Annotated in this window: 20 protein-coding genes; 6 read left to right on the top strand and 14 right to left on the bottom strand. The window is 67.3% G+C overall.

Going from position 1 to position 20,730, the window contains the following annotated elements; translation table 11 throughout:
- Positions 1-9 precede the first annotated feature (9 nt).
- Complete coding sequence (gene era / locus HOV77_RS01650) at positions 10-897, top strand: GTPase Era (RefSeq protein ID WP_290856496.1); 888 nt, start codon at positions 10-12, stop codon at positions 895-897.
- Here the strand turns inward: era and HOV77_RS01645 are convergent.
- The 7 genes from HOV77_RS01645 to HOV77_RS01615 form a co-directional block, all read right to left on the bottom strand.
- Positions 894-1,340 carry a GNAT family N-acetyltransferase gene (locus HOV77_RS01645; protein WP_290856494.1) on the bottom strand — a complete coding sequence of 149 codons (447 nt, stop codon included), beginning with the start codon at positions 1,338-1,340 and terminating at the stop codon, positions 894-896. The genes era and HOV77_RS01645 overlap by 4 nt on opposite strands.
- Positions 1,337-1,708: a cytidine deaminase gene (locus tag HOV77_RS01640; RefSeq protein WP_290856492.1), complete on the bottom strand. Its 372-nt coding sequence runs from the start codon at positions 1,706-1,708 to the stop codon at positions 1,337-1,339. The genes HOV77_RS01645 and HOV77_RS01640 overlap by 4 nt, the downstream gene beginning before the upstream one ends.
- Positions 1,701-2,966, bottom strand: coding sequence for a hemolysin family protein (locus HOV77_RS01635; RefSeq protein WP_290856489.1), 1,266 nt, complete (start codon positions 2,964-2,966; stop codon positions 1,701-1,703). The genes HOV77_RS01640 and HOV77_RS01635 overlap by 8 nt, the downstream gene beginning before the upstream one ends.
- On the bottom strand, positions 2,966-3,484 hold the full coding sequence (gene ybeY, locus HOV77_RS01630) for an rRNA maturation RNase YbeY (protein ID WP_290856487.1): 519 nt from the start codon (positions 3,482-3,484) through the stop codon (positions 2,966-2,968). The genes HOV77_RS01635 and ybeY overlap by 1 nt, the downstream gene beginning before the upstream one ends.
- 71 nt (positions 3,485-3,555) lie before the next feature.
- A complete protein-coding gene (locus HOV77_RS01625; RefSeq protein WP_290856484.1) occupies positions 3,556-4,602 on the bottom strand; it encodes a PhoH family protein in 1,047 nt (348 codons plus the stop codon).
- Between the two features lie 255 nt (positions 4,603-4,857).
- Positions 4,858-6,204, bottom strand: a complete 1,347-nt coding sequence (locus tag HOV77_RS01620; RefSeq protein WP_290856482.1) for a serine hydrolase domain-containing protein — start codon at positions 6,202-6,204, stop codon at positions 4,858-4,860.
- On the bottom strand, positions 6,201-6,545 hold the full coding sequence (locus HOV77_RS01615) for a histidine triad nucleotide-binding protein (RefSeq protein ID WP_290856480.1): 345 nt from the start codon (positions 6,543-6,545) through the stop codon (positions 6,201-6,203). Before HOV77_RS01615 ends, HOV77_RS01620 begins: the two co-directional genes overlap by 4 nt.
- Before the next feature lie 155 nt (positions 6,546-6,700).
- Between HOV77_RS01615 and HOV77_RS01610 the strand changes: the two genes are divergently transcribed.
- Positions 6,701-9,127, top strand: coding sequence for a hypothetical protein (locus tag HOV77_RS01610; protein WP_290856477.1), 2,427 nt, complete (start codon positions 6,701-6,703; stop codon positions 9,125-9,127).
- 15 nt (positions 9,128-9,142) lie between these two features.
- Here the strand turns inward: HOV77_RS01610 and HOV77_RS01605 are convergent, their stop codons facing one another.
- The 4 genes from HOV77_RS01605 to hrcA all read right to left on the bottom strand — a co-directional run bounded on the left by HOV77_RS01605 (position 9,143) and on the right by hrcA (position 14,430).
- Positions 9,143-11,386 carry a pectinesterase family protein gene (locus tag HOV77_RS01605; protein WP_290856475.1) on the bottom strand — a complete coding sequence of 748 codons (2,244 nt, stop codon included), beginning with the start codon at positions 11,384-11,386 and terminating at the stop codon, positions 9,143-9,145.
- A 145-nt stretch (positions 11,387-11,531) separates the two neighbouring features.
- The gene (locus HOV77_RS01600) at positions 11,532-12,263 is read right to left on the bottom strand and encodes a 16S rRNA (uracil(1498)-N(3))-methyltransferase (RefSeq protein ID WP_290856473.1); all 732 of its coding nucleotides are present in this window, start codon (positions 12,261-12,263) and stop codon (positions 11,532-11,534) included.
- 3 nt (positions 12,264-12,266) lie between these two features.
- Positions 12,267-13,400 (bottom strand): molecular chaperone DnaJ, encoded by a 1,134-nt coding sequence (gene dnaJ, locus HOV77_RS01595; RefSeq protein WP_290856471.1) that lies wholly within the window; start codon positions 13,398-13,400, stop codon positions 12,267-12,269.
- Between the two features lie 10 nt (positions 13,401-13,410).
- Positions 13,411-14,430, bottom strand: coding sequence for a heat-inducible transcriptional repressor HrcA (gene hrcA, locus HOV77_RS01590; protein ID WP_290856469.1), 1,020 nt, complete (start codon positions 14,428-14,430; stop codon positions 13,411-13,413).
- 280 nt (positions 14,431-14,710) lie between these two features.
- Here hrcA and HOV77_RS01585 point away from each other — a divergent pair, with 280 nt between their 5' ends.
- Positions 14,711-15,208, top strand: a complete 498-nt coding sequence (locus tag HOV77_RS01585) for a DUF4870 domain-containing protein (protein WP_290856467.1) — start codon at positions 14,711-14,713, stop codon at positions 15,206-15,208.
- Here the strand turns inward: HOV77_RS01585 and hemW are convergent.
- Positions 15,201-16,412 carry a radical SAM family heme chaperone HemW gene (gene hemW / locus HOV77_RS01580; protein ID WP_290856464.1) on the bottom strand — a complete coding sequence of 404 codons (1,212 nt, stop codon included), beginning with the start codon at positions 16,410-16,412 and terminating at the stop codon, positions 15,201-15,203. The genes HOV77_RS01585 and hemW overlap by 8 nt on opposite strands.
- Positions 16,413-16,464: 52 nt before the next feature.
- Here hemW and HOV77_RS01575 point away from each other — a divergent pair, with 52 nt between their 5' ends.
- The 3 genes from HOV77_RS01575 (at position 16,465) to HOV77_RS01565 (ending at position 19,338) form a co-directional block, all read left to right on the top strand.
- The gene (locus HOV77_RS01575; protein WP_290856461.1) at positions 16,465-17,214 is read left to right on the top strand and encodes an enoyl-CoA hydratase-related protein; all 750 of its coding nucleotides are present in this window, start codon (positions 16,465-16,467) and stop codon (positions 17,212-17,214) included.
- Between the two features lie 111 nt (positions 17,215-17,325).
- On the top strand, positions 17,326-18,174 hold the full coding sequence (locus HOV77_RS01570; RefSeq protein ID WP_363259448.1) for a hypothetical protein: 849 nt from the start codon (positions 17,326-17,328) through the stop codon (positions 18,172-18,174).
- A 255-nt stretch (positions 18,175-18,429) separates the two neighbouring features.
- Complete coding sequence (locus HOV77_RS01565) at positions 18,430-19,338, top strand: phytanoyl-CoA dioxygenase family protein (RefSeq protein ID WP_290856455.1); 909 nt, start codon at positions 18,430-18,432, stop codon at positions 19,336-19,338.
- An 82-nt stretch (positions 19,339-19,420) separates the two neighbouring features.
- Here HOV77_RS01565 and HOV77_RS01560 read toward each other — a convergent pair whose 3' ends face one another.
- Positions 19,421-20,275, bottom strand: a complete 855-nt coding sequence (locus HOV77_RS01560; RefSeq protein ID WP_290856453.1) for a hypothetical protein — start codon at positions 20,273-20,275, stop codon at positions 19,421-19,423.
- A 184-nt stretch (positions 20,276-20,459) separates the two neighbouring features.
- Positions 20,460-20,730: hypothetical protein (locus HOV77_RS01555; protein WP_290856446.1), on the bottom strand; the 271-nt coding region annotated here is incomplete at its 5' end.

The following is a 20,730-nucleotide window of genomic DNA, read 5'->3' as shown; positions in this document are numbered from 1 at the left end:
CGTAGTCGTGTGGCTGATGATCAGTTCCGTGCCGGTTTCGCCTGCTTTGTCGGGCGGCCGAATGCCGGCAAGTCGACCCTCACCAACGCGATCATCGGGCAGAAGATCGCGATCACGTCGAACAAGCCACAGACCACCCGGCACGTGATCCGGGCCGTGTTGCACCGGCCTGACTCGCAGCTCGTCCTGGTCGACACCCCCGGGCTGCACCGCCCGAAGACGTTGCTCGGCGAGCGCCTCAACGATCTGGTCCGGACCACATGGTCCGAGGTGGACGTGATCGGGCTGTGCATACCGGCCGACGAACCGGTGGGCAAGGGCGACAAGTTCATCGCCACCGAGATCGCCGAGCTCAAGGCCAAGGTGGTCGCGGTCGTCACGAAGACCGACCTCGTGAGCAAGCAGGCTCTCGCCGAACAGTTGCTCGCCGTCAGCCAGCTCGGCGACTTCGCCGACGTCGTGCCGGTCAGCGCGGTCGCCGGGAAACAGCTGGACGTGCTGGTCGACGTCATGGTCGGGCACCTGCCGAAATCGCCCCGGCTCTACCCGGACGACATGCTCACCGACGAGCCGGAGCACGTGCTGATCGCCGAGATGATCCGCGAGGCCGCGCTGGAGGGCGTACGCGACGAGCTGCCCCACTCGATCGCGGTTCTCGTCGAGGAGATCCTGCCGGAGGACCGGCTGACCCGGGTCTTCGCCGACATCTACGTCGAGCGGCCCAGCCAGAAGGCGATCGTCATCGGGGCGGGCGGTTCCCGGCTGAAGAACATCGGTGCGACCGCCCGGGTCGAGATCGAGGACCTCATCGGCACGAAGGTCTACCTCGACCTCCATGTACGCGTCGCCAAGGAGTGGCAGCGCGACCCGAAGCTGCTCCGGCGGCTCGGTTTCTAGCCGCGACGTAACCGGGGGTCGGTCGTACGCCGCATCAGCTGCGAGCCGCCGACCTGATCGGTGAAGCCCCACCGCTCGTAAAAGCCGACGAGGTCGGGCTGACAGACCAGTTCCAGGCTGCGTACGGCCGACAGTTCCGGGCGCGCCACGATATCGGCCATGAGCCGATCACCGAGCCCTCTGCCGCGGACATCTCCGGCGACGACGACGTCGAAGATCAACGCCACGTACGCCCAATCGGTCAGCACTCGGCAGAACCCCACGAGACGGTCGTCCGACCGCCGGACGAGGCCGACGACGAGATCCGAGCCACGGACGAGCGCCGCGATCTCCGCCTCGGTACGCTCACTGGCCCACCACGCCTCGGCGAACAGGGCCGTCAGCTGTGCGAGGCGGTGCTCGTCCAGCTCGTGACAGACGACGAAGTCATCGCCGCTCGTCATTCGCCGGGCAGCACGGCGAACGCTTTGCCGGTGGCGTCGGCGAGGTAGACCGGCGCAACTCCCGACAAGTCGCGTACGGCATCGGCGTTCTGCGAGTCGAGCGTGCTCGCCTCGGTCACCAGCGCCGCCGCTTCCAGCGTCGTGGCACCCGCGGCCACCGCCGCCGCCACCGCCAGTTGCAGAGCGCCCAAGCCGAACGAGGGCAGGGCCACCGTCACTCCGGTATAGGTGCGGCCGTCCTGGTCGCGTACCGCCGCCCCTTCGAGAGCGGCGACGCGAGCCCGCGCCGACCGGGCGAGAGTGACCAGCTTCGCGTCCTCGGCCGTGAGTTCGGCCGGAGCGGGCGCGAGGGCGGGGGTGTCAGGCATCCTGCAGCTCCTTCTGCGGCGTGACCAGCACGGTGTCGATGCGGTTGCGACGGCCGGTCGCGCCCTCCGCGGTGAGGGTGAGACCGCCCACCTGGGCGCTCGCGCCCGGAATCGGTACGCGGCCGAGGGCCTGGGCGAGCAGACCGGCCACCGTCTCCACCTCGTTGGTCGGCAGTTCGACGTCGAAGATCTCGCCGAGGTCTTCGACGGGCAGCCGGGCCGAGACGCGGACCGCGCCCTCGGGAAGGTGCTCGATCGGCGGACGCTCCACGTCGTACTCGTCGGTGATCTCGCCGACGATCTCCTCCAGGATGTCCTCGATCGCGATCAGGCCGGCGGTGCCGCCGTACTCGTCGATGACCACGGCCATGTGCGTCCGGGCCGCCTGCATCTCGGCGAGCAGGTCGTCGATCGGCTTGGACTCCGGGATGAAGACGGCCTCGCGCATCACCCGGCCGACCGTGGTGACCTCGTCGTATCCGCCGGTCAGCGAGCGCGCCAGGTCCTTGAGGTAGACGACGCCGAGCACGTCGTCGACGGACTCGCCGATGACGGGGATACGCGAGAAGCCGGACCGCAAAGCTAGCTGGAGCGCCTGGCGCAGAGTCTTGTCGCTCTCGATCCACACCATCTCGGTACGCGGAACCATCACCTCGCGGGCGATCGTGTCGCCGAGCGCGAAGACGGAGTGGATCATCTGGCGTTCGCCGTGCTCCACGACGCCGCGCTGTTCGGCGAGGTCGACCAGTTCGCGCAGCTCGACCTGGGTGGCGAAGGGGCCCTCGCGGAAGCCCTTGCCGGGAGTGAGCACATTGCCCAGCACGATCAGCAGGCGCGTCAACGGGCCGAGGACCCGGCTGAGCCAGAACACGATCGGGGCGGCATATCGCCCGACCCGGTACGCGTGCTGCCGGCCGAGGGTCCGCGGCGCGACACCGATGACCACGAAGAGGATCACGGTCATCACAGCGGCGGTGAAGGTGGCCCCCCAGGCGGTGCCGAAGGTGTCGACGGCGACGAGGGTGACCATGACGGTGGCGACGAGTTCGCACGCCATCCGGAGCAGAAGCAGCAGGTTGAGGTGGCGTACCACGTCACCGGCGATGATTTGGAGAGTCGCGGCGCCCCGCTGACCCTCCTTGGCCATCTCACCGGCTCGGGCCGGAGACACCACGCCGAGCGCGGCCTCCGTCATGGCCACCAACCCGGCGACGACAACCAGCGCGGCCGCCGTCCAGATCAACGGACCATCGGACATCAGCGCCCGCGCCCCCGCCAACTGTTGAGCAGCTTGGCCTGCAGGCCGAACATCTCGCGCTCCTCCTCGGGCTCACCGTGGTCGAATCCGAGCAGGTGCAAGACGCCGTGGACGGTCAGCATCTGGAGCTCGTCGGCCATGGTGTAGTCGGGCGACGGGGTGGGCGCGGGCGCGTCGGGCTGCCGCATCCGCGGGTCGTCCGAGCCGAACTGCGCGGCCTGGCGGGTCGCCACCTCCGGGCACAGCACGATGTCGCCCAGCAGCGCGGGCTCGGCCCGGCCCTCGGCCGGACCGTGGTCGATCGTCTCCTCGTCCATCGGGAACGCCAGGACGTCGGTCGGCCCGTCACCGCCCATCCAGCGGTGGTTCAGCTCGGTCATGTAGTCGACGTCGACCAGCAGCACGGACAGCTCGGCGAGCGGGTTCACGCCCATCTCGTCGAGGGCGTGCCGGGCGACGGCGACGATCTCGTCGGCGTCGACCTCGAAGCCGGACTCGTTGGCGATCTCGATGGACATCTCGTCATTTTCCTTCATCGGCCCGGCTGCGTTTCCCGCGGCCCGGCTTTCGCCAGGCCGCCGGATCCGTGTCAGCGTCGCCGGCCGGCGCGCCGGGGCTGCAGGTTGTGCGGCATCTGCGTGGCGTTCTGCTCCGCGTCCCACTTCGCGTACGCGTCGACGATCTCGCCCACCAGCCGATGGCGGACCACGTCGGCGCTGGTCAGCTTCGAGAAGTGGACGTCTTCGAGGCCATCGAGGATGTCCTGGACGACCCGCAGGCCACTGCTCGTGCCACCGGGCAGGTCGACCTGTGTGACGTCACCGGTGACCACGACCTTGGAGCCGAAGCCGAGCCGGGTCAGGAACATCTTCATCTGCTCGGGCGTGGTGTTCTGAGCCTCGTCCAAGATGATGAAGGCGTCGTTGAGCGTCCGGCCGCGCATGTAAGCCAGCGGCGCGACCTCGATCGTGCCCTGAGTCATCAGCCGCGGGATGGACTCGGGGTCGATCATGTCGTGCAACGCGTCGTAGAGCGGCCGCAGGTACGGGTCGATCTTCTCGTTGAGCGTGCCGGGCAGGAAGCCCAGTCGCTCGCCGGCCTCGACCGCCGGGCGGGTCAGGATGATCCGGGTGATCTCCTTGGCCTGGAGCGCCTGGACCGCCTTCGCCATGGCCAGGTAGGTCTTGCCGGTACCGGCCGGGCCGATGCCGAACACGATCGTGTGCTGGTCGATGGCGTCGACGTAGCGCTTCTGGCCGACCGTCTTCGGCCGGATGGTCCGGCCGCGCCGGGACAGGATGTTGAGGGTCAGCACCTCCGCCGGACGCTCGGCCTCACCCGAGGTGAGCATGCCGATGCTGCGGCGGACCACGTCTTCGGTCAGCGTCTCGCCCTTCTCGATCAGTTCCAGGAGTTCGGTGAAGACCCGCTCGGCCAAGGCGTTCTCGGCCGCCGGGCCGGAGATCGTGATCTCGTTGCCCCGCACGAGGACGTCACTGACGAGGGACTTCTCCAGAAGCCGGAGGATGCCGTCGCCCGCGCCCAAGAGCTTGACCATCGCGTGCGGGTCGTTGACGGTCAACTTCGTCTGAACCCGCTCAGGGGTCTGCTGGTTGCTCGAAACGGTCTCTGTCATGGGCTGGCGCTACGGCCTTCTCGCACCTGCTCTCCGTGCTCTGCGGCGTCCGGTGGAGTCCATGGTACCGGGCTTCGCCACCGGAATTCCCACCTTGATCTGTGGGAAAACGCCACCTCATCCGGCTCTGATCGGCACGCTTTCCGCCGCAGATCACGGTTATGCATGTGATCATGGGCGGTTTTGGCCGCGATATCCGTGATCCGTCGGGTTTCGCGCCGCTCACACCGCGGCGGCTCCGCCGCGTTCGCGGGACTAGAGCTGGCCGTCGAAGGTCTCTTGAGACCGGGTGAAGCGGTAGGTCGCCCAATGCATCCGGGTGACCACGCCCTCGCTGTCTCGATGCAGTCGGAGCAGCTCGCCGACCTCCCGGCCGGACACCGTACGCAGAACGTCGCCCTCCAGCGGCTCGAACACCGACGGCGGCAGCCCGGCAGGGTCGTCCGCACCCCGGGCGGTGAGGCGACCGTCAGACCACCGGAACACGTACTCGTACCCTTCGCCCCACCAGCGACCCAACACCGACCGGTACGCCGCCGGAGCGGGCTCGCCGGCCCGCCAGGGCGCGATGGCGGGCGGGTCGGCGCCGAGCACTTCATCGACTAGGTTGTGTGCGAACGGGAAGATCTCGTCGGCGGTCCCCGACGAGGCCAGCACCGCGACGCCGACGCCACCGGGGTTGCCCGCTCCACCGACCCGCCCGTAGACGGAGGCGAGGAAGCCGGGCATCGCCCCGTTGTGCCCGACATACAGCACGCGCTGCGGTCGCGGGTAGACCATGAGGCCGAGCCCGAGCCCGGAGACCCACTGCTCGTCGTCGCGTACGGTGTGCGGCCAGCGCATCTCCAGCAGCGTCGAGGCGGCCAGCACCTTGCCGTCAGGGTCGGCCGAGGCCGGGTCGGCGAGGAAGGCACCCCAGGTGGCCATGTCGGCCGCGGTCGCCCAGAGCTGAGCGGCCGGGCCGAAGACGCCGAAGTCGGTCGATGGTTCCGGCCGAGCGTGATCGGAGTACGGGTCCACCAGGAAGCCCTGGGCGCACAACTCGTCGACGTCGGGCCCGATGCTCTCCAGTCCGAGCGGGGCGGCGATCCGGTCGGCGACCAGGGACGCCCACGACGCGCCGAACTTCTCCGCCGCGACCGCCCCGAGCAGCGCGTACGCGAGGTTGGAGTAGTGGAAGCGACGCGACTGGGGGTAGAGCGCCTCGGCGCGGTCGAGATCGGCGAGGAACTGCTCCGCCCCCGGTACGCGCAGCGTGTCCCACACGTCCCCGAACGGCTCCCGCTGCAACCCGGCGGTGTGGCTGAGCAGCCGCCGCAGGGTGAGCTCACCGTGCTTCGGGATCGGCAGATGCGTACCGATGGCGTCGTCCAGATCGAGCAGCCCGGCATCGCGCGCCTGCATGATCAGCACGGCGGTGAACGTCTTCGTCACCGAGCCGATGCGCAGACGCGTACGCGAATCCAGCGGCCGGCTCGTCCCCGACTCGCCGACCTCCATCGTCCACAGCGGACGGTCGTTGCGGCGTACGGCGACGGTGAGGGCGGGAATCCGGGCGTCGGCCTGTAGACGCTGGACGGAGCGGGTGACGGAGTCGATCACCCAGCGACCATAGCTCCCAGCGGACCACCGCCCAAGATGTGGGCATGCACGTGCGGGACCTCCATGCCGCTGTCCGGGCCGGTGTTGAAGATCGTCCGGAAGCCGGGCTCGACGACGCCCTCCGCTCGCGCGACCTCGCCGACCGCCGCGATCAGCGCACCCGCCGCAGCGGGATCGGCGCCCAGCTCGACCACGCTGTCGAAATGCTGCTTCGGGATCACGAGCACGTGGACGCCGGCCTTCGGCCGGATGTCCCGGAAGGCCAGCACGGCGTCGGTCTCGTACACCACGGTCGCGGGGATCTCGCCCGCCACGATCCGGCAGAACAGGCAATCGGTCACGTCGCTCACCTTAACGGTTGTCGCTACCGAGCCGGTGGCTCACACTCTGCACCGAACGACTGGGCGCTATTCGGTCAACTCTCCAGGAAATTGCACTAAGTTCATGAGCGAGCGAACCATCGCTTTCCATCAAGGTTTCACGGTATCGTTTGGACATGTCGGAACCGCTGACCGATGATCAACTCGCCGAGCGTTATGGTGACATTGAGTTCCGACGCGCACTCAATGAATTGCTAGATCTTCGGACTCTTGTCGAACGCTGCATCATCGGGCGCGAATATAAGATAACCCAGCCGTTATACGATCCACTCGTGCTTACGGGAGACGGCGAGCGTGTCGTCGAGAAAATGATGAAGCGGGGCGTCCCATATCCCTGCGCACGCTTCATCTGCTACCTCGATTTGCTACAGGTGGATTCGCTTATCGATCCAACTGCAACAGACATTCAACGACTAGCCTCGGCGGTTTCCAAGCAGGTTCGCGACGCCGAAATAAGGTACCCATACACATATGGTCGGCTGTTGTACGACAAGGCTCATGACCTAGGTCTCAACAGGAAAAGTCGAGTAACTCACCGTGACACCCTCGAGCTCATGGATGGCACGCCGCAAGGAGTCTTCCAAGTCGGCAATCTCGTTGTCGGCCCGTACGGATTGCTGCGATCTAAAGAACGTCGTAGTTTGAGCCCAAGCCTTCGCTTTGCATACCATTGCGCGGACGACACGTGCACGCGCCTTCACTACCATCAACTGGAGACAGCACGAGAAGCAGACATTAACGAGAGCCGAGAGAAGTCCGACAAGATTCTCGCACGAGAATTCCCGAGCTCTAGCGACTGGTCGGGCTATTTCCGGCGGTTCTCCATCTATCCAGCGGACCCCTACGATGACTTCGCCGGCGACTCGATAGCCAGCCTAATTGGTGATGCTCTTACGTTGGGCGAACTACAAACCCTAGCAGGTCGCTTGCTCGACGATACACGTGGCGAGCTTCGGACTATCCTTCGCGAGTTGGGAGGGCCTGGCGGGCCGGCGTCGAGCATAGCGGCTCGCCTTAATTCCGCAGAGCTAATTCAACTAGTACTTCTTACGGCTAATCGAGAAATATTCGCAGCGATAGATGCCTTGATATCATCCGGCGACATCGAGATCCCGCCGACCGAGGTGAGGCGACCCCGATTGTCGCAACGTCCCATGGGTAATGCATTTGGGTTACGTCCGGAGCTGAGCGTTAATGGTCTTCGCCTGCGACCCAACGAGAAGTCGTTGGCCGTCTTGCGACTGCGCCGCCTAGTCCGACAAATGTATCGATTCGACAGCGAGGAAGATCGACTAGAACTTGCCTGGCATCTGCAACTTCGAGATGATGGCACGGAAAATATTGAGGCCGTAGTTGAGCAGTATCTTAGATCACGGACGCCGCGCGAAGCTGTGAATGCTCTTCTTTTGGCACGACGGAGCAACTTTATAGTCGCAGCCGAGAAACTCATGCTGAACGAACGCACGCTAACAACTGATCACGAGCGAGTCGACGCAGTTCTATGGAAACTCGGCTTTTCTGTGGAAGATTCTTTCGACCCTCATGAGATGTTCTGGCAGCAGCATGAGAAGATGGTTAGCCTGACTCGACAAGGAGATTTGAAAGCGTTCGATGTCGACGAAGAGCAGCTCCGCGGTCAAATTGTAAACTATTTCGTTCAGGTCGAGGCCATTTTGCAGGATTCTCTACTGTACACGACGTGGTGTCTTGCTAATGATCATTTCTCGAGCGAGCAGCCGTTCACGTACCGCCCTCACAAAGATAGCGTGGCCGCGCTTGAAATCCTTAAGACACAAGCAGCACACGACGTAGACGAGTCAGGAAATCCGCGACTGAATCTTGACGGCAAACTAACGCTCTACCCGTTGGCCCGTGGCTTCGGCCTGATTGCCGAATACCTTAAGAGCACAATCAGCCGCGAAGATGAGTATCTTCGATCAGAGAATCGTATTCCGATCTGGTTTAAGTCGCAGAGTTTGGAGCAATTTCCGTTCTCACATATTGTTCCATTCCTAGACTTACTTAGCGACAGTCGGACGGAGATCCTGGACGCGCTGCAAGGTTTGACGAGAGGGTTAATAGGCGCAGATATCAATGAAGCGAGGAACGAATGGTTGCACCCACGGAGAAGAACGACAAATCCAGGTGATCGCCTACGAATCGCTCTTACCGCGATCAGAGAGGCGATTGAAACGATAGAGGTCAATGGTTTTGCCCGAATGCACTACCGCCGAACTCGCACGGAACGTGATGAGGCTAGCCGGTCGATCGTCACCTTGACGGCCACCAGAGGACACCAGCTGATCCTGTACCGCCCGTCGGGGCTCGCCTGGTTGGGATTGCCCGAGCTAGATGTGCCACAGCATGCCATGCCGTCGGCGCGGTTCTCCGATCGAGGTGAGGTGCTGCGTTTCATCAGTCTAGACGACTCACCTTATACGCGGATGTGGTCGAACTATCCAAAGCGACCACAAAGCGCCGACGACATCAGTGCATCAGTGATGTACAGCGATGCCACGCAGAACCTTGATCGCGAGGTATAGAGGTAATTTCGGCGCTCATAGGCACCCAGGGGTCCAGTCGCCCAGGTAGGCGGCGACGGTGACCAAACCGGGGTCAGCGACCTGGGGCCGGTCGGCTGGGTCGCCGACGGAGCCGGGCCCGGTGTTGGCGTACTCGCCGAACCGGGCGTCCCGCCAGGAGAAGCCGGACATGTCGGTCCACGGGGTGCTCTTGATCGCGGCGGGCAGGCTGCTCTCCCGGATCACGACCTGGGCCTGCGCGTTCGGGTCGTTGCTCGGGTGCCAGGGCCGCCCGAGGTAGTACGACTGCGCCGGGGCGTCGCTGGTCAGCGTCGAGTGCGTGATCAGGAAACCCCGCGGGTTGAACAGCTGCGTACTGGCCGCCGTGAAGTAGCCCGCCGGGTTCAGCCCTCGGTCGAGGCCGTGGATGCGTACGTGGTCGAAGACGGCGGTCGCCCGGCCGAAGATGAAGTCGACATCTCCCTCCACATAGGAGTCATGAACGTAGACCCGGGCGGTGGCGGTGACGACCGGGGTGTCCACGTAAAGCGTGTCCTGATTGCCGAGGAATCGCACGCCGTCGAAGAGGATGCGGTCGCCTGTCGTCTTCACTGCGACCGCCTGCTTGCTGCTGATCTCGGGGTGGCCGGCCTCGTCGAAGTCATTGGCGAAAGTGACGTCGCGCGCGAGGAAGTCGTTGCCCTTCAAGGTGACCGTCGCGCTGCCGGTGGTGCCGTACGTCGTGCCGTCCGGCTTGAGGCAGCCGTTGCAGTGATTCTCGACGATGACCACGTCCTCGGCCCGGCCGGTGGTTCCAACGATCGCCAGATTCGGCTTGTCCGAGGGGACGGTCACGGTGCCGCGGTACACGCCGGGGCGTACCCGGATGGTCACCCGCGCCGGGCTGCCGGTCGGTGCGGCGTCCACTGCGGACTGCACGGTCGGGAAGTCACCGAGCGGGTCGACCGTGATGGTCTCCGCGCGGCCCGCGCGGCCCGCTCCGGCCAGCTCGCGCAACACTCGCGCCAGCTGGGCCGGAGCATGGACTGTGGCGCGCAGGGTCGGGGTCCAGCCGGCGTCCGCGCCGAGTTGCTCCACATTCGCCGAGTTGTACGCCGAAAGCAGATCCACGACAGCGCCGTTCACGAGGTTGTCCGACGCCGTTATCGCGGTGCCCTTCCAGTACTTGATGATCTTCGCAGGATCGACGCCGTCGGCCAGTTCGAAGGCGTTGTGCTGGGCGACGATGGCCGAGTTGACGCCGACACCCCAGCTGTACGAGTACGCGTCCGGGTCGGTGACCTGATACAGGTTGTCGTAGACGTCGACCTGGCCGAAGCGTACCCGTGGCACCCGCTGGCCGGAGTTGCGATAGATGTTGTGGTGAATGGTGACGTGCAGCTTGCCCTCGTCGCCGTTGGTGGTCTTGTCGGTGTTGCCGATGAGGTGGGTCTTGTCGTGGTCGGCGAAGACGTTCCACGACATCGTCACGAAGTCGCTGCCTCGGATCAGGTCGACGAGCCCGTCGTGCCACTGATAGGGCCGTCCGAAGTAGAGCGGCTGGGTCGAGTCGGGGTAGCGGCCGTCGCTGAAGCTGTTGTGGTCGATCCAGACGTGCGTCGACGCGTAGGTCAGCGTGATCGCGTCGTACTCGGAGTTCCAGTTGCCCTCCGCGCCGTCGGTCGGGTCCCAGCTCGGGAAGCAGTCGACCGGGGCTTCGACGTCGAGGTTGCGGATCACCACGTTGTCGGCCGCGCTGAGCATCAGGTTCATCCCGGACAGGCGTGCGCCGCCGCCGAGGCCGAAGATCGTGGTGTTGCCGTAGACGCGGATCTTCGTCTCGGCGGACTGCCTCGCTTGCGACGCCGCACGGGCCGTCTCGAGCGGTCCGCTCGGCTTCGTCGTCCGCCCCCAAACCGCCGGGTCGTACGCCGCGAGGTAAGCCTCTCGCGTGTAGCCGGGGTCGGCGTACTTCGCGCAGTTGTCCGGGGCGGCGTCGCCGTCGATCTTGCCGGCGACGTAGACCATCCGGGGCGTGGTGTCGGTGCCGTCGCCGAGCGCGGCCACGAGCCCAGCTCGATCGCGTACGACGAAGGTGTGCGCGGGATCGGCCGCGCCCCCACCGGACGTGCCGGTCGTCGCCGAGGCCCAGCCGTCGTTGGCGGCGAGGGCGTCGCGGCCGGGGCCGTTCTGCGGGCCCTGCGCGGTTGCGGGCGCCGGTCCGGCGGTCAGCCCGAGGGCGACGAGGGAGACGGCGAGCACCAGACGTGTCGTACGCATGCCGAGCACGTTACGAAAACCGGCGCGGCCTACCAATATTTCTGCACATGCAAATGTATCGAAGAGCTAGATCGGCCATGTCTGAGCAGATCCGAGTGGGTCAATTGACTACGTCAGACAGGTTTGCAACCGTTTGCAGTTGCAGTCACCACCGGCCGAGCCGGGTGTTCAGCAGGCTGATCGCCGCCACCCCCGCCGTCGACGTACGCAGAACGTTGTCGCCCAGCCGCACGGCAATCGCCCCGGCCTCGGTGAACGTGGCAAGCTCGTCCGGCGCGACGCCGCCTTCCGGACCCACGACCAGGATCAGGTCACCGGTGTCCGGCAGATCGACGGCCGCCAGGCGTACAAGTGCCTCCTCATGAAGGACGAACGCGGAGCCGGCACTGATCCGCGCGGCGAGCTGCTTGGTCGAGACGTCGGGCGAGCCGCCCACGGACGGGACCCACGCGCGGCGGGCCTGCTTGGCCGCTTCGCGGGCAGTGGCCGCCCACTTGTCGCGTGACTTGGCGCCGCGATCGCCGCGCCACTGGGTGACGCTGCGCGCGGCCGCCCAGGGCAGGATCTCGTCCACGCCGACCTCGGTCATCGCCTGGACCGCGAGCTCGCCACGGTCGCCCTTGGCCAGGCCCTGCGCGACCACGATCCGCGGCTGCGCGACCTCGGCCACCGCCGCCGCGCCGACGTCGAGCAGCAGCGTGCCCTTACCGACGGAGCTGACGACGGCCGGGGCGACACCGCCGTGACCGTCGCCGAGCAGCAGCTCCTCGCCCGGACGCAGGCGCTGGACGTCGGCGGCATGCCGACCTTCCGCACCTTCCAGGACGAACCGCCCGGCAGCGGGCAGCGCGTCGACCAGAAACAGCGGTTTGCTCACGGATCAGTGGCCGTTGAACGCGTTGCGCAGCGAGTTGAAGAAACCGCCGGTCTGCTTGGCAAGCTCGGCCATCTCCTCGCCCCGCGACTTGGCGAAGTCGCGCAGCATCCGCTCCTGATCCGGCGTGATCTTGGTCGGCGTACGCACATCGAGGTGCACGAACAGGTCGCCCCGAGCGCTGCCGCGCAACTGCGGAACCCCCCGGCCCTTGATGCGTACCGTGGCGCCGGGCTGCGTGCCGGCCTTCACGTCGACCTGCTCCTCCGAGTCGAGGGTCTTGATGGTGAGCCGGGTGCCCAGCGCCGCCGCCGTCATCGGCACCGTCACCTTGCAGTGCAGGTCGTTGCCCTTGCGGGCGAAGACGTCGTGCGGCCGTTCGTGGATCTCGACGTAGAGGTCGCCGGGCTGGCCACCGCCGGGACCGACCTCGCCCTGCTGAGCCAGCCGGATGCGCATGCCGTCCTCGACCCCGGCCGGGATCTTCACGGTCAGCGTCCGCCGCGTACGCACCCGGCCCTCCCCGCCACAGGTGGCGCACGGGTTCGGGATGGTCGTGCCGAAGCCCTGGCAGGCGGCGCACGGACGAGTCGAGACGACCTGGCCGAGGAACGTACGCTGAACCGACTGCACCTCGCCCTTGCCGTGACAGATGTCGCAGGTCACGGGGTGGGTGCCGGCTGCCGTCCCGGCGCCCGAACAGGTCGAGCAGAGGACGGCGGTGTCCACGGTGAGCGGCGCTTCCACGCCGAACGCCGTCTCCTGAAGCTCCAGATCGAGCCGGATGATCGCATCCGCCCCGGCGCGTACGCGTGGCCGCGGTCCCCGGGCGGTCGCGCCACCGAAGAACGCGTCCATGATGTCCTGGAACCCGACGAACGGGCCGCCCGCGCCGGGACCGCCGCCCATGCCGCCGCCACCGGGGGCGAGCGGGTCGCCGCCGAGGTCGACGATCTGCCGCTTGTGGTCGTCGGAGAGCACTTCGTAGGCGGCGTTGATCTCCTTGAAGCGGTCCTGCGCCTCGGGGTCCGGGTTGACATCGGGGTGGTATTGCCGCGCGAGCTTGCGATAAGCGCGCTTGATGTCGTCCGCGGTGGCGTCCTTGGGCACGCCCAAGATGCCGTAGTAGTCCTTGGCCACGTGATCCTCTTCAGTTCTGTGCGAGTAGGTCGCCCACGTACCGGGCCACCGCCCGGACGGTCGCGATCGTGCCGGGATAGTCCATCCGGGTCGGGCCGAGCACGCCCAGTCCGCCGACGATCTGCCCACCCGGCCCGTATCCGGTGCTCACGATGGAGGTCGCCCGCAGATCGGCGTATTCATTCTCGTCACCGATGCTGACCCGCGTCGACCCGGACTGCTCGCCGATCAGCTTGAGGAGGATGACCTCCTCCTCAAGGGCCTCGAGCACCGGCCGGATCGAGCCGGCGAAGTCCAGCATGCCCCCGCGGGTCAAATTGGCCGTGCCGGCCAGTGCGATCCGCTCCTCGTGCCGCTCGACCAGGGTCTCCAGCAGCACGGTGGCGAGCGTGGTCATGGCCGGGCGCAGGTCGTCGCTGACCTCCTCGACCAGGCTCTGCACCAACGGCGGGGTCTGCGTCAGCGGCTGACCGCCGAGCTTGGCGTTGATGATGCGGCGCAGCTCCAGCACGTCGTCGGCGGGCAGCGTGCCCGGGATGTCGACCTGGCGCTGCTCGACCCGGCCGGTGTCGGTGATCACCACCAACATCATCCGCGTAGTCGACAACGGCACCAACTCCAGGTGCCGGACCTTGGACCGGGACAGCGACGGGTACTGCACCACCGCGACCTGCCGGGTCAGCTGCGCCAGCAGCCGGACGGTGCGGTGCACCACATCGTCGAGATCGACCGCGCCGAGCAGGAAGCGCTCGATCGCCCGGCGCTCGGCCGGCGAGAGCGGCTTGATCTTCGACAGCCGGTCGACGAAAAGGCGGTAACCGGCGTCGGTCGGGACCCGGCCCGCGCTCGTATGCGGCTGCCGGATGTAGCCCTCCTCCTCGAGGACGGCCATGTCGTTGCGTACGGTCGCCGGGGAGACGCCGAGGGAGTGCCGCTCGACCAGGGACTTGCTGCCGACGGGCTCTTGCGTCGACACGTAGTCCTCGATGATGGCGCGCAAGACGTCGAGCTTGCGATCGTCGAGACCCACCGGCGCACCTCCCTGCCTCTGCCCTGTCCTGTGCGGTCGGGGCCCCGGCCCTGGCGAGGGTCGGGCTGCGGCTCGATTCTGGCACTCGTACGCCGCGAGTGCCAGTTTACCGGCTGTTCGGATACGCGGCTCGCTGGCGCATCGGCCACCGAGGGCGTACGCCGTGTCGACATAGACGTCCATCGGCGACGAATGACTGGACATTTGGCCGTCTTAGTGTCGCCAACCGGTCGAATGCGAGCTCTGGCGCATATTGATCTGTGGGCTTACCGTGTCGCGCATGAGTGAAACCCCCACCCCTCCGGGGACGCCGGACCCCGAGCCGCCGGCCGCCCCTCAGTACGACGCGCCGCCGCCTCCGCCGGTGACGGGCTCCACGCCGCCGGTTGCCGACAGCACGCCGGTCACCGGCCAGGTCGCGCCGACCGGCTTCGCCAACCAGGACGAGAAGATGTGGGCGCTCATCGCCCACTTCGGCGGCGCCGGTGCCGCCGTCGTCAGTGGCGGCTGGCTCGGCTGGGTGCCGCCGCTGATCGCCATGCTCGTCAAAGGCAACGAATCGCCCACCGTGCGGGCGCACGCGCTCGCCGCGCTGAACTTCCAGGGCCTCTGGGCCATCATCTCCGTGCTGAGCTACGTGCTGTTCTGCGCGATCATCGGCTTCATCACGCTGCCCATCGCCATCATCATCGCGGCGGTCTTCGGGGTGATCGCGGGTCTCAAGGCGAACGAGGGCGCCTTCTACTCGTATCCGTTGTCCGTCAACGTGATCAAGTAAGCAGGTCGCGGATGACCGCATCCGCCAGCAGACGGCCGCGCAGGGTCAACACCGCGCGGCCGTCCGCGTACTCGGCGTCGTCCAGGAGGCCGTCGGCCCGGGCTCGCTCGGCAGCGAGCGGTCCGTCGTCACGAAGTTGGGCGAGTGGATAGCCGTCGCGTAGACGCAGACGCAACATCACGTCCTCGACGTAGCGATCCTCGTCGCTCAGCCGTTCCCGGCCCGCGCCCGGCGAATGGCCGTCGGCCAGCAGCTTCGCGTAGTGCGCCGGGCGTTTGACGTTCCACCAGCGGACCCCGCCGACGTGCGAGTGCGCGCCCGGCCCGATCCCCCACCAGTCGCCGCCGGTCCAGTACAGGAGGTTGTGCGCGCATCGCGCTCCCTCCGAAGCCGCCCAGTTCGAGACCTCGTACCAGCCCAGACCGGCTCCGCTCAACACGGCCTCCGCGGCCAGGTACCGATCCGCGGCCACGTCGTCGCTCGGCATCGGGACCTCACCCCGCCGGATCCGCGCAGCCAGGCGCGTCCCGTCCTCGACGATCAACGAGTACGCGCTGACGTGGTCGACCCCCGCGGTTACGGCCGCTTGGAGCGACGCCTCGAAGTCCGCCGCGGTCTCGCCGGGCGTGCCGTAGATGAGGTCGAGGTTGACGTGCTCCAAGCCGGCTTCGCGAGCCTCAGCCGCCGCCGCGGTGGCCCGTCCCGGCGTGTGGCGGCGATCCAGCACCCGCAGCACATGCGCGGCGGCGGACTGCATGCCCAGGGAGATCCGGGTGAACCCGGCCTTGCGCAGCCGGGCCAGCGACGCCGGGTCGACCGACTCGGGGTTGGCCTCGGTGGTGACCTCGGCTCCGGGGGCCAGCCCCCACGCCTGATCGACGGCATCGAGCAGCCGGGCGAGGTCGTCCGGTGGGAGCAGGGTCGGTGTTCCACCGCCGACGAAGACGGTCCGGACCGGTCCCGCCTCGGGCAGTACGCGTCGCGCCAGCTCGATCTCGGCGAGCGCCGCGCTCACGTAGTCGCCTTGCGCCAGCCCGCTCTCGGTCGGGGTGTACGTGTTGAAGTCGCAGTACCCGCATCGGCTGGCGCAGAACGGGACGTGCAGATAGACGCCGAAGTCACGCTCGCCGACGCCGTCGAGTGCCGACGCGGGCAGCTCGCCGGAGGTCGGGACGGGCTCACCGTCGGGCAACGTGGCTGGCATGGCTACCAGTCTGCCCCAGCGCTGTTGTTGAACGACCGTTAACCTGACGGGCATGGCTCTGATTCAGGCGGCGCACTCCGGCGGGGTGGCCACGATCACGCTCGACAGCCCGGCCAACCGCAACGCGTTGTCCCTCGCACTGATGGCGGAGCTCCTCGCCGCCCTCGAAGCAGCCGCGACCGACGACGGCGTACGCCTCGTCGAGCTGCGCCACACCGGCACGGTGTTCTGCTCCGGGGCGGACCTGAAAGAGACGCAGGCCGGTTCCGGCGAAGCACTGCCGGTCGCCCGGCTCGGCGAAGTCCTGGAAGCCCTGGCCGAGCACGCCAAACCGGTGTTGGCGGTGGTCGCCGGACCGGCCCGGGCGGGCGGGCTCGGGCTGATGGCGGCGGCCGACATCACGGTCTGCGCCGACACCGCCCACTTCGCCTTCACCGAGGTACGCCTCGGCGTCGTCCCGTCGGTGATATCGGCCGTCGTGCTGCCCCGGCTGACCTCCCGGGCGGCGTCGGAGCTGTTCCTCACCGGCGACGTCTTCGACGGACCCCGGGCGGAGCAGATCGGCCTGGTCAGCCGCAGTGTGCCCGCCGACGCTCTCGAGCCGGCCGCGGCGGCGTACCGCGAGTCACTGCTGCGCGGCGGACCGGGTGCGCTGCGAGCCACGAAGCGACTGCTGCGCGAAGGCCCGACCGGGATGGACCAGCTGACCGCCTTGTCCGTCAAGCACTTCAGCTCGGCCGAAGGCCGGGAAGGCGTCGCCGCCGCCCGGGAGAAGCGCTCCCCCTCCTGGCTCGCCTCGTAGTCGCTTTCGCGCTGGATCAGGGATCCGGGTCGAATCAGGCTCCAAGATTCGGCCGAGATCCCTGATCCAGCGCGGTCGGGAAGGCAGCGGGACGGGGTTAGAGTGGTCTGCGTGACGAGGGCGGCACGCGGGACGCTGGTAGGGCTGGTGGTCGTCGCCGTGCTGGGCGGGATCGCGCTCTACTTCGTCGCGAAGAACGGCTCGCACCCGTTCCACCTCCCGCGCTCGGCCGGCTGCACGGTCAGCAACGCGGACACCAACGTCGGGCTGGACCTGACGCAGATGAGCAACGCCGCGACGATCACGGCGGTCGGCATCGGGCGGAAGGTCCCCGATCGCGCGGTGGTCGTCGCACTGGCGACCGCGTTGCAGGAGTCGAAGCTGGAGAACCTCGACGGCGGCGACCGGGACTCGGTCGGCCTCTTCCAGCAGCGGCCCAGCCAGGGCTGGGGGACGCCGGAGCAGATCGCCGATCCGCGGTACGCCGCGAAGAAGTTCTACACCGCCCTCCTCAAGGTCAAGGGCTGGCAGAAGATGCGGGTCACCGAGGCCGCCCAGAAGGTGCAGCGGTCGGCGTACCCGGAGGCGTATCAGAAGTGGGCCGATGAGGCCGAGGTGATCGCGAACGCCCTCCTCGGCAAGGACCCCGCCGCGGTGCGCTGCACGCTGCCGGACGCCGACGGCGAGGTGACCGACCTCGGCGCGCTGAGCGAGGTGGCCGAGGCGATGAAGCTGGACTACGGGTCGGTCAGCGCCACCGCCGACACCGGGGCGAAGGCGGTGCTAGTCAGCGCGACCGACGCGACCAAGGGCTGGGCGTACGCCCACTGGCTGGTGGCCCGGGCCGCCGATCACGGAGTGGCCAGCGTGACCTTCGCCGGGCGGGTCTGGACCGCCGACTCCGGCGAATGGAAGCCGGCCGCGGTCAACGACGCCTCCCGAGTCATCGCGGCACTCTGAAAGTCGTGTCCCACGAGGTGGGAAACCGGGCGGACGGCATCGCCGAGCCAGGATTCCAGCACATCGGACATTTGCCCCGAACCTGGTGGACTCCATGTAACGGCTGATCAGCTCTACGTGAGCGCCTTGCGGTGGTGCAGATCTCGGTCTGAACAACGCAAGGAACGCGAGTTACCATCGCGCTTTGTGTCCGGCCGAGCCCGAGCAGCGGTCCCGACCGGTCCCTCCCAGACCGCTCACCACCCAAGGGGAGACATGGCGAAGAAGGACTACGGCTACGGCCTCACCGGCTACGAGCCGATCAGCGAGGTGGACCGCAAGGAGTTCCACGAGCAGGGCTTCCTGCTGCTGCGCAACGTGCTGACCGAAGAGCATCGGGCCGACCTGGAATCGGCGGTCGACCGGGTCTACGCCGAGGAGCTCGAGGCCGGGCGGCACAAGGACGGCACCGTGCACCTCCTGGGCTTCCTCAACCGGGACGAGCTGTTCGGCGACCTGCTGACGCACCCGAAGGTCCTGCCCTACATGTGGGGCCTCGCCGGCTGGAACATCTACTCGCACCACAACCACCTCGACGTGACCCCGCCGGCCAAGGAGCCGGAGAAGCCCTACTGGGGCTGGCACCAGGACGGGTACCGGCAGAACTCCGACCCGGAGACGATGGACCCCAACCTCCCGCGGCCGATGTTCTCGCTGAAGATCGCGTACGTGCTCTCCGACCTGTCGGAGACCGGGCGCGGTGCGACCAAGGTCATCCCGGGCAGCCACCTGAAGAACTCGCTGCCCCGGCCGGCCGACCTCTCGGTGCACAACCCGGACCCCGAGGGCACCGTCGAGATCACCGCGAACCCCGGTGACGCGTTCATCTTCGACCGCCGCCAGTGGCACTCCCGGTCGACGAACCTCTCCACGATCACGCGGAAGATGCTGTTCATCGGCTACACGTACCGCTGGATCCGGCACCTCGACGCGATCGACTTCGACCCCAACGGCGAGTGGTACGCCAACCGCACCCCGGTCCAGCGTCAGCTGCTCGGCGAGGCGCCGCACTCGGCGAACTACTGGGGCATCAACTGGGACGGCTACATCGACGACGAGATCCCGCTGCGCAAGGAGCTGAAGGAGCGGGGCCAGCTCGACCGCAACATCCCCTGGCTGCGCTGATCGATCGTCAATAAATCGACCGTCGCGAAAGCTGAACGAGAACGGGGGCCCCGGCGGGGCCCCCGTTTCGCGTGTAACCGGCTTACTGGTAGATCGTGTGCGGCGGTACGCAGCCGCCGAGCACGTTGGCCGGGCTGTTGATCGCGGGCGAGAGGCCGACGAGCGAGATGAGCGAGTCCTGCTCGCAGACCTGCAGCGGCAGCACGTCCAGCACGACGTTGCTCAGCACGGGGATGGCCGCCTGCGGCTCGCGTACGCTGATCGAGTTGTTGCTGTCGCGGCAGGTTCCCGTGACGGTGGTCGGCGAGTCGAAGCCGGCCGAGACGCCCAGGCCCATGACGGCGGTGGAACCGCAGACCTGCCAGGCGGCCGCGTTCACGATAGAGCCGGAGAGCACCGAGACCAGGCTGCTCGGGCCGGCCACGTTCTTGCCGTCGGTGATCTGCGTGTTGGCGTTGTCACAGTCGCCGACGACGGTCGCCGGGGAGTTGATGGCGGCCTGGAGACCCACGCCGGCCACCACGTTCGAGCCGCAGACCTGCCACGGGACGGCGTTGACCGAGGTGTCGTCCAAAATGGAGATCAGACCCGGCACGGTGTCCTGCTTCAACTTGACGTTCGAGTTGGTGCAGTCGCCGAGCTGTGTGTGCGGCGTACCCGAGGTGATCACGGCACCCGGGCCGGCGACCGCGTTCGAGCCGCAGATCTGCCAGGCGGCGGCGTTGATCGAGGAGCCCGTGCCGATCGTGATGAGCGGCTGGAAGAACGGCTCGCCCACCTTGTCCAGCGCCTTGGCGGCGCCAGTGGCGGTCGCGGTGGTGGTCGTGGCGGCGTTCTGCTGCGTCGTCAAGCCGGGCGCCGCGGCGGCTGGTCCGCCGATAGCGGCCACGGTCGCGAGCGCGCCGACGGCGACCGCCCCCACCTTTCTCACCTGCATGGTCACTCCTCGTACTGGAGATTGGTCCAAATAAAGTGGACAAATGCTTCTAAATGCTGCAAACACTGCACATTGGGTAACGACCCGAAGCTGATCTCGTTACCGCGTACCAGTCCGGACATGAGAGTGGGGCGGATCCGAAGACCCGCCCCACGCGTACCTGACTCGCTTACCCGATCAGTCGTCAGTCGATGATCGTGTCGGCGTTGTGGCAGGCGCCGAAGACCGTGGTGCTGGACTGCAGCGCGATCGTGCCACCGACACCGGCGACCGAGTTGGAGCCGCAGATCTGCCACGGCGCCGCGTTGATCGAGGTGTTGTCCAGGACGGAGATGACCGAGGTCGGGTCGTCCTGGGTGATCTTCACCGTCGCGTTGCGGCAGTCGCCGAAGACCGCGTCGGGCGTGCTGCTGACGACGGTGCCACCGACGCCGGCCACCACGTTGGAGGCGCAG

Source organism: Hamadaea sp. (assembly GCF_013362815.1).
Taxonomy (GTDB): Bacteria; Actinomycetota; Actinomycetes; order Mycobacteriales; family Micromonosporaceae; genus Hamadaea.
This window is presented reverse-complemented; position numbering and strand designations above follow the sequence as displayed.

What these genes read in the sequence shown, in the direction of transcription:
- HOV77_RS01625 (WP_290856484.1), bottom strand. Translation starts at nt 4,602, where the DNA reads ATGACAGAGACCGTTTCGAGCAACCAGCAGACCCCTGAGCGGGTTCAG.
- HOV77_RS01610 (WP_290856477.1), top strand. Translation starts at nt 6,701, where the DNA reads ATGTCGGAACCGCTGACCGATGATCAACTCGCCGAGCGTTATGGTGAC.
- HOV77_RS01635 (WP_290856489.1), bottom strand. Translation starts at nt 2,966, where the DNA reads ATGTCCGATGGTCCGTTGATCTGGACGGCGGCCGCGCTGGTTGTCGTC.
- HOV77_RS01605 (WP_290856475.1), bottom strand. Translation starts at nt 11,386, where the DNA reads ATGCGTACGACACGTCTGGTGCTCGCCGTCTCCCTCGTCGCCCTCGGG.
- ybeY (WP_290856487.1), bottom strand. Translation starts at nt 3,484, where the DNA reads ATGTCCATCGAGATCGCCAACGAGTCCGGCTTCGAGGTCGACGCCGAC.
- HOV77_RS01645 (WP_290856494.1), bottom strand. Translation starts at nt 1,340, where the DNA reads ATGACGAGCGGCGATGACTTCGTCGTCTGTCACGAGCTGGACGAGCAC.
- HOV77_RS01565 (WP_290856455.1), top strand. Translation starts at nt 18,430, where the DNA reads ATGGCGAAGAAGGACTACGGCTACGGCCTCACCGGCTACGAGCCGATC.
- HOV77_RS01560 (WP_290856453.1), bottom strand. Translation starts at nt 20,275, where the DNA reads ATGCAGGTGAGAAAGGTGGGGGCGGTCGCCGTCGGCGCGCTCGCGACC.
- HOV77_RS01585 (WP_290856467.1), top strand. Translation starts at nt 14,711, where the DNA reads ATGAGTGAAACCCCCACCCCTCCGGGGACGCCGGACCCCGAGCCGCCG.
- HOV77_RS01575 (WP_290856461.1), top strand. Translation starts at nt 16,465, where the DNA reads ATGGCTCTGATTCAGGCGGCGCACTCCGGCGGGGTGGCCACGATCACG.
- HOV77_RS01640 (WP_290856492.1), bottom strand. Translation starts at nt 1,708, where the DNA reads ATGCCTGACACCCCCGCCCTCGCGCCCGCTCCGGCCGAACTCACGGCC.
- hemW (WP_290856464.1), bottom strand. Translation starts at nt 16,412, where the DNA reads ATGCCAGCCACGTTGCCCGACGGTGAGCCCGTCCCGACCTCCGGCGAG.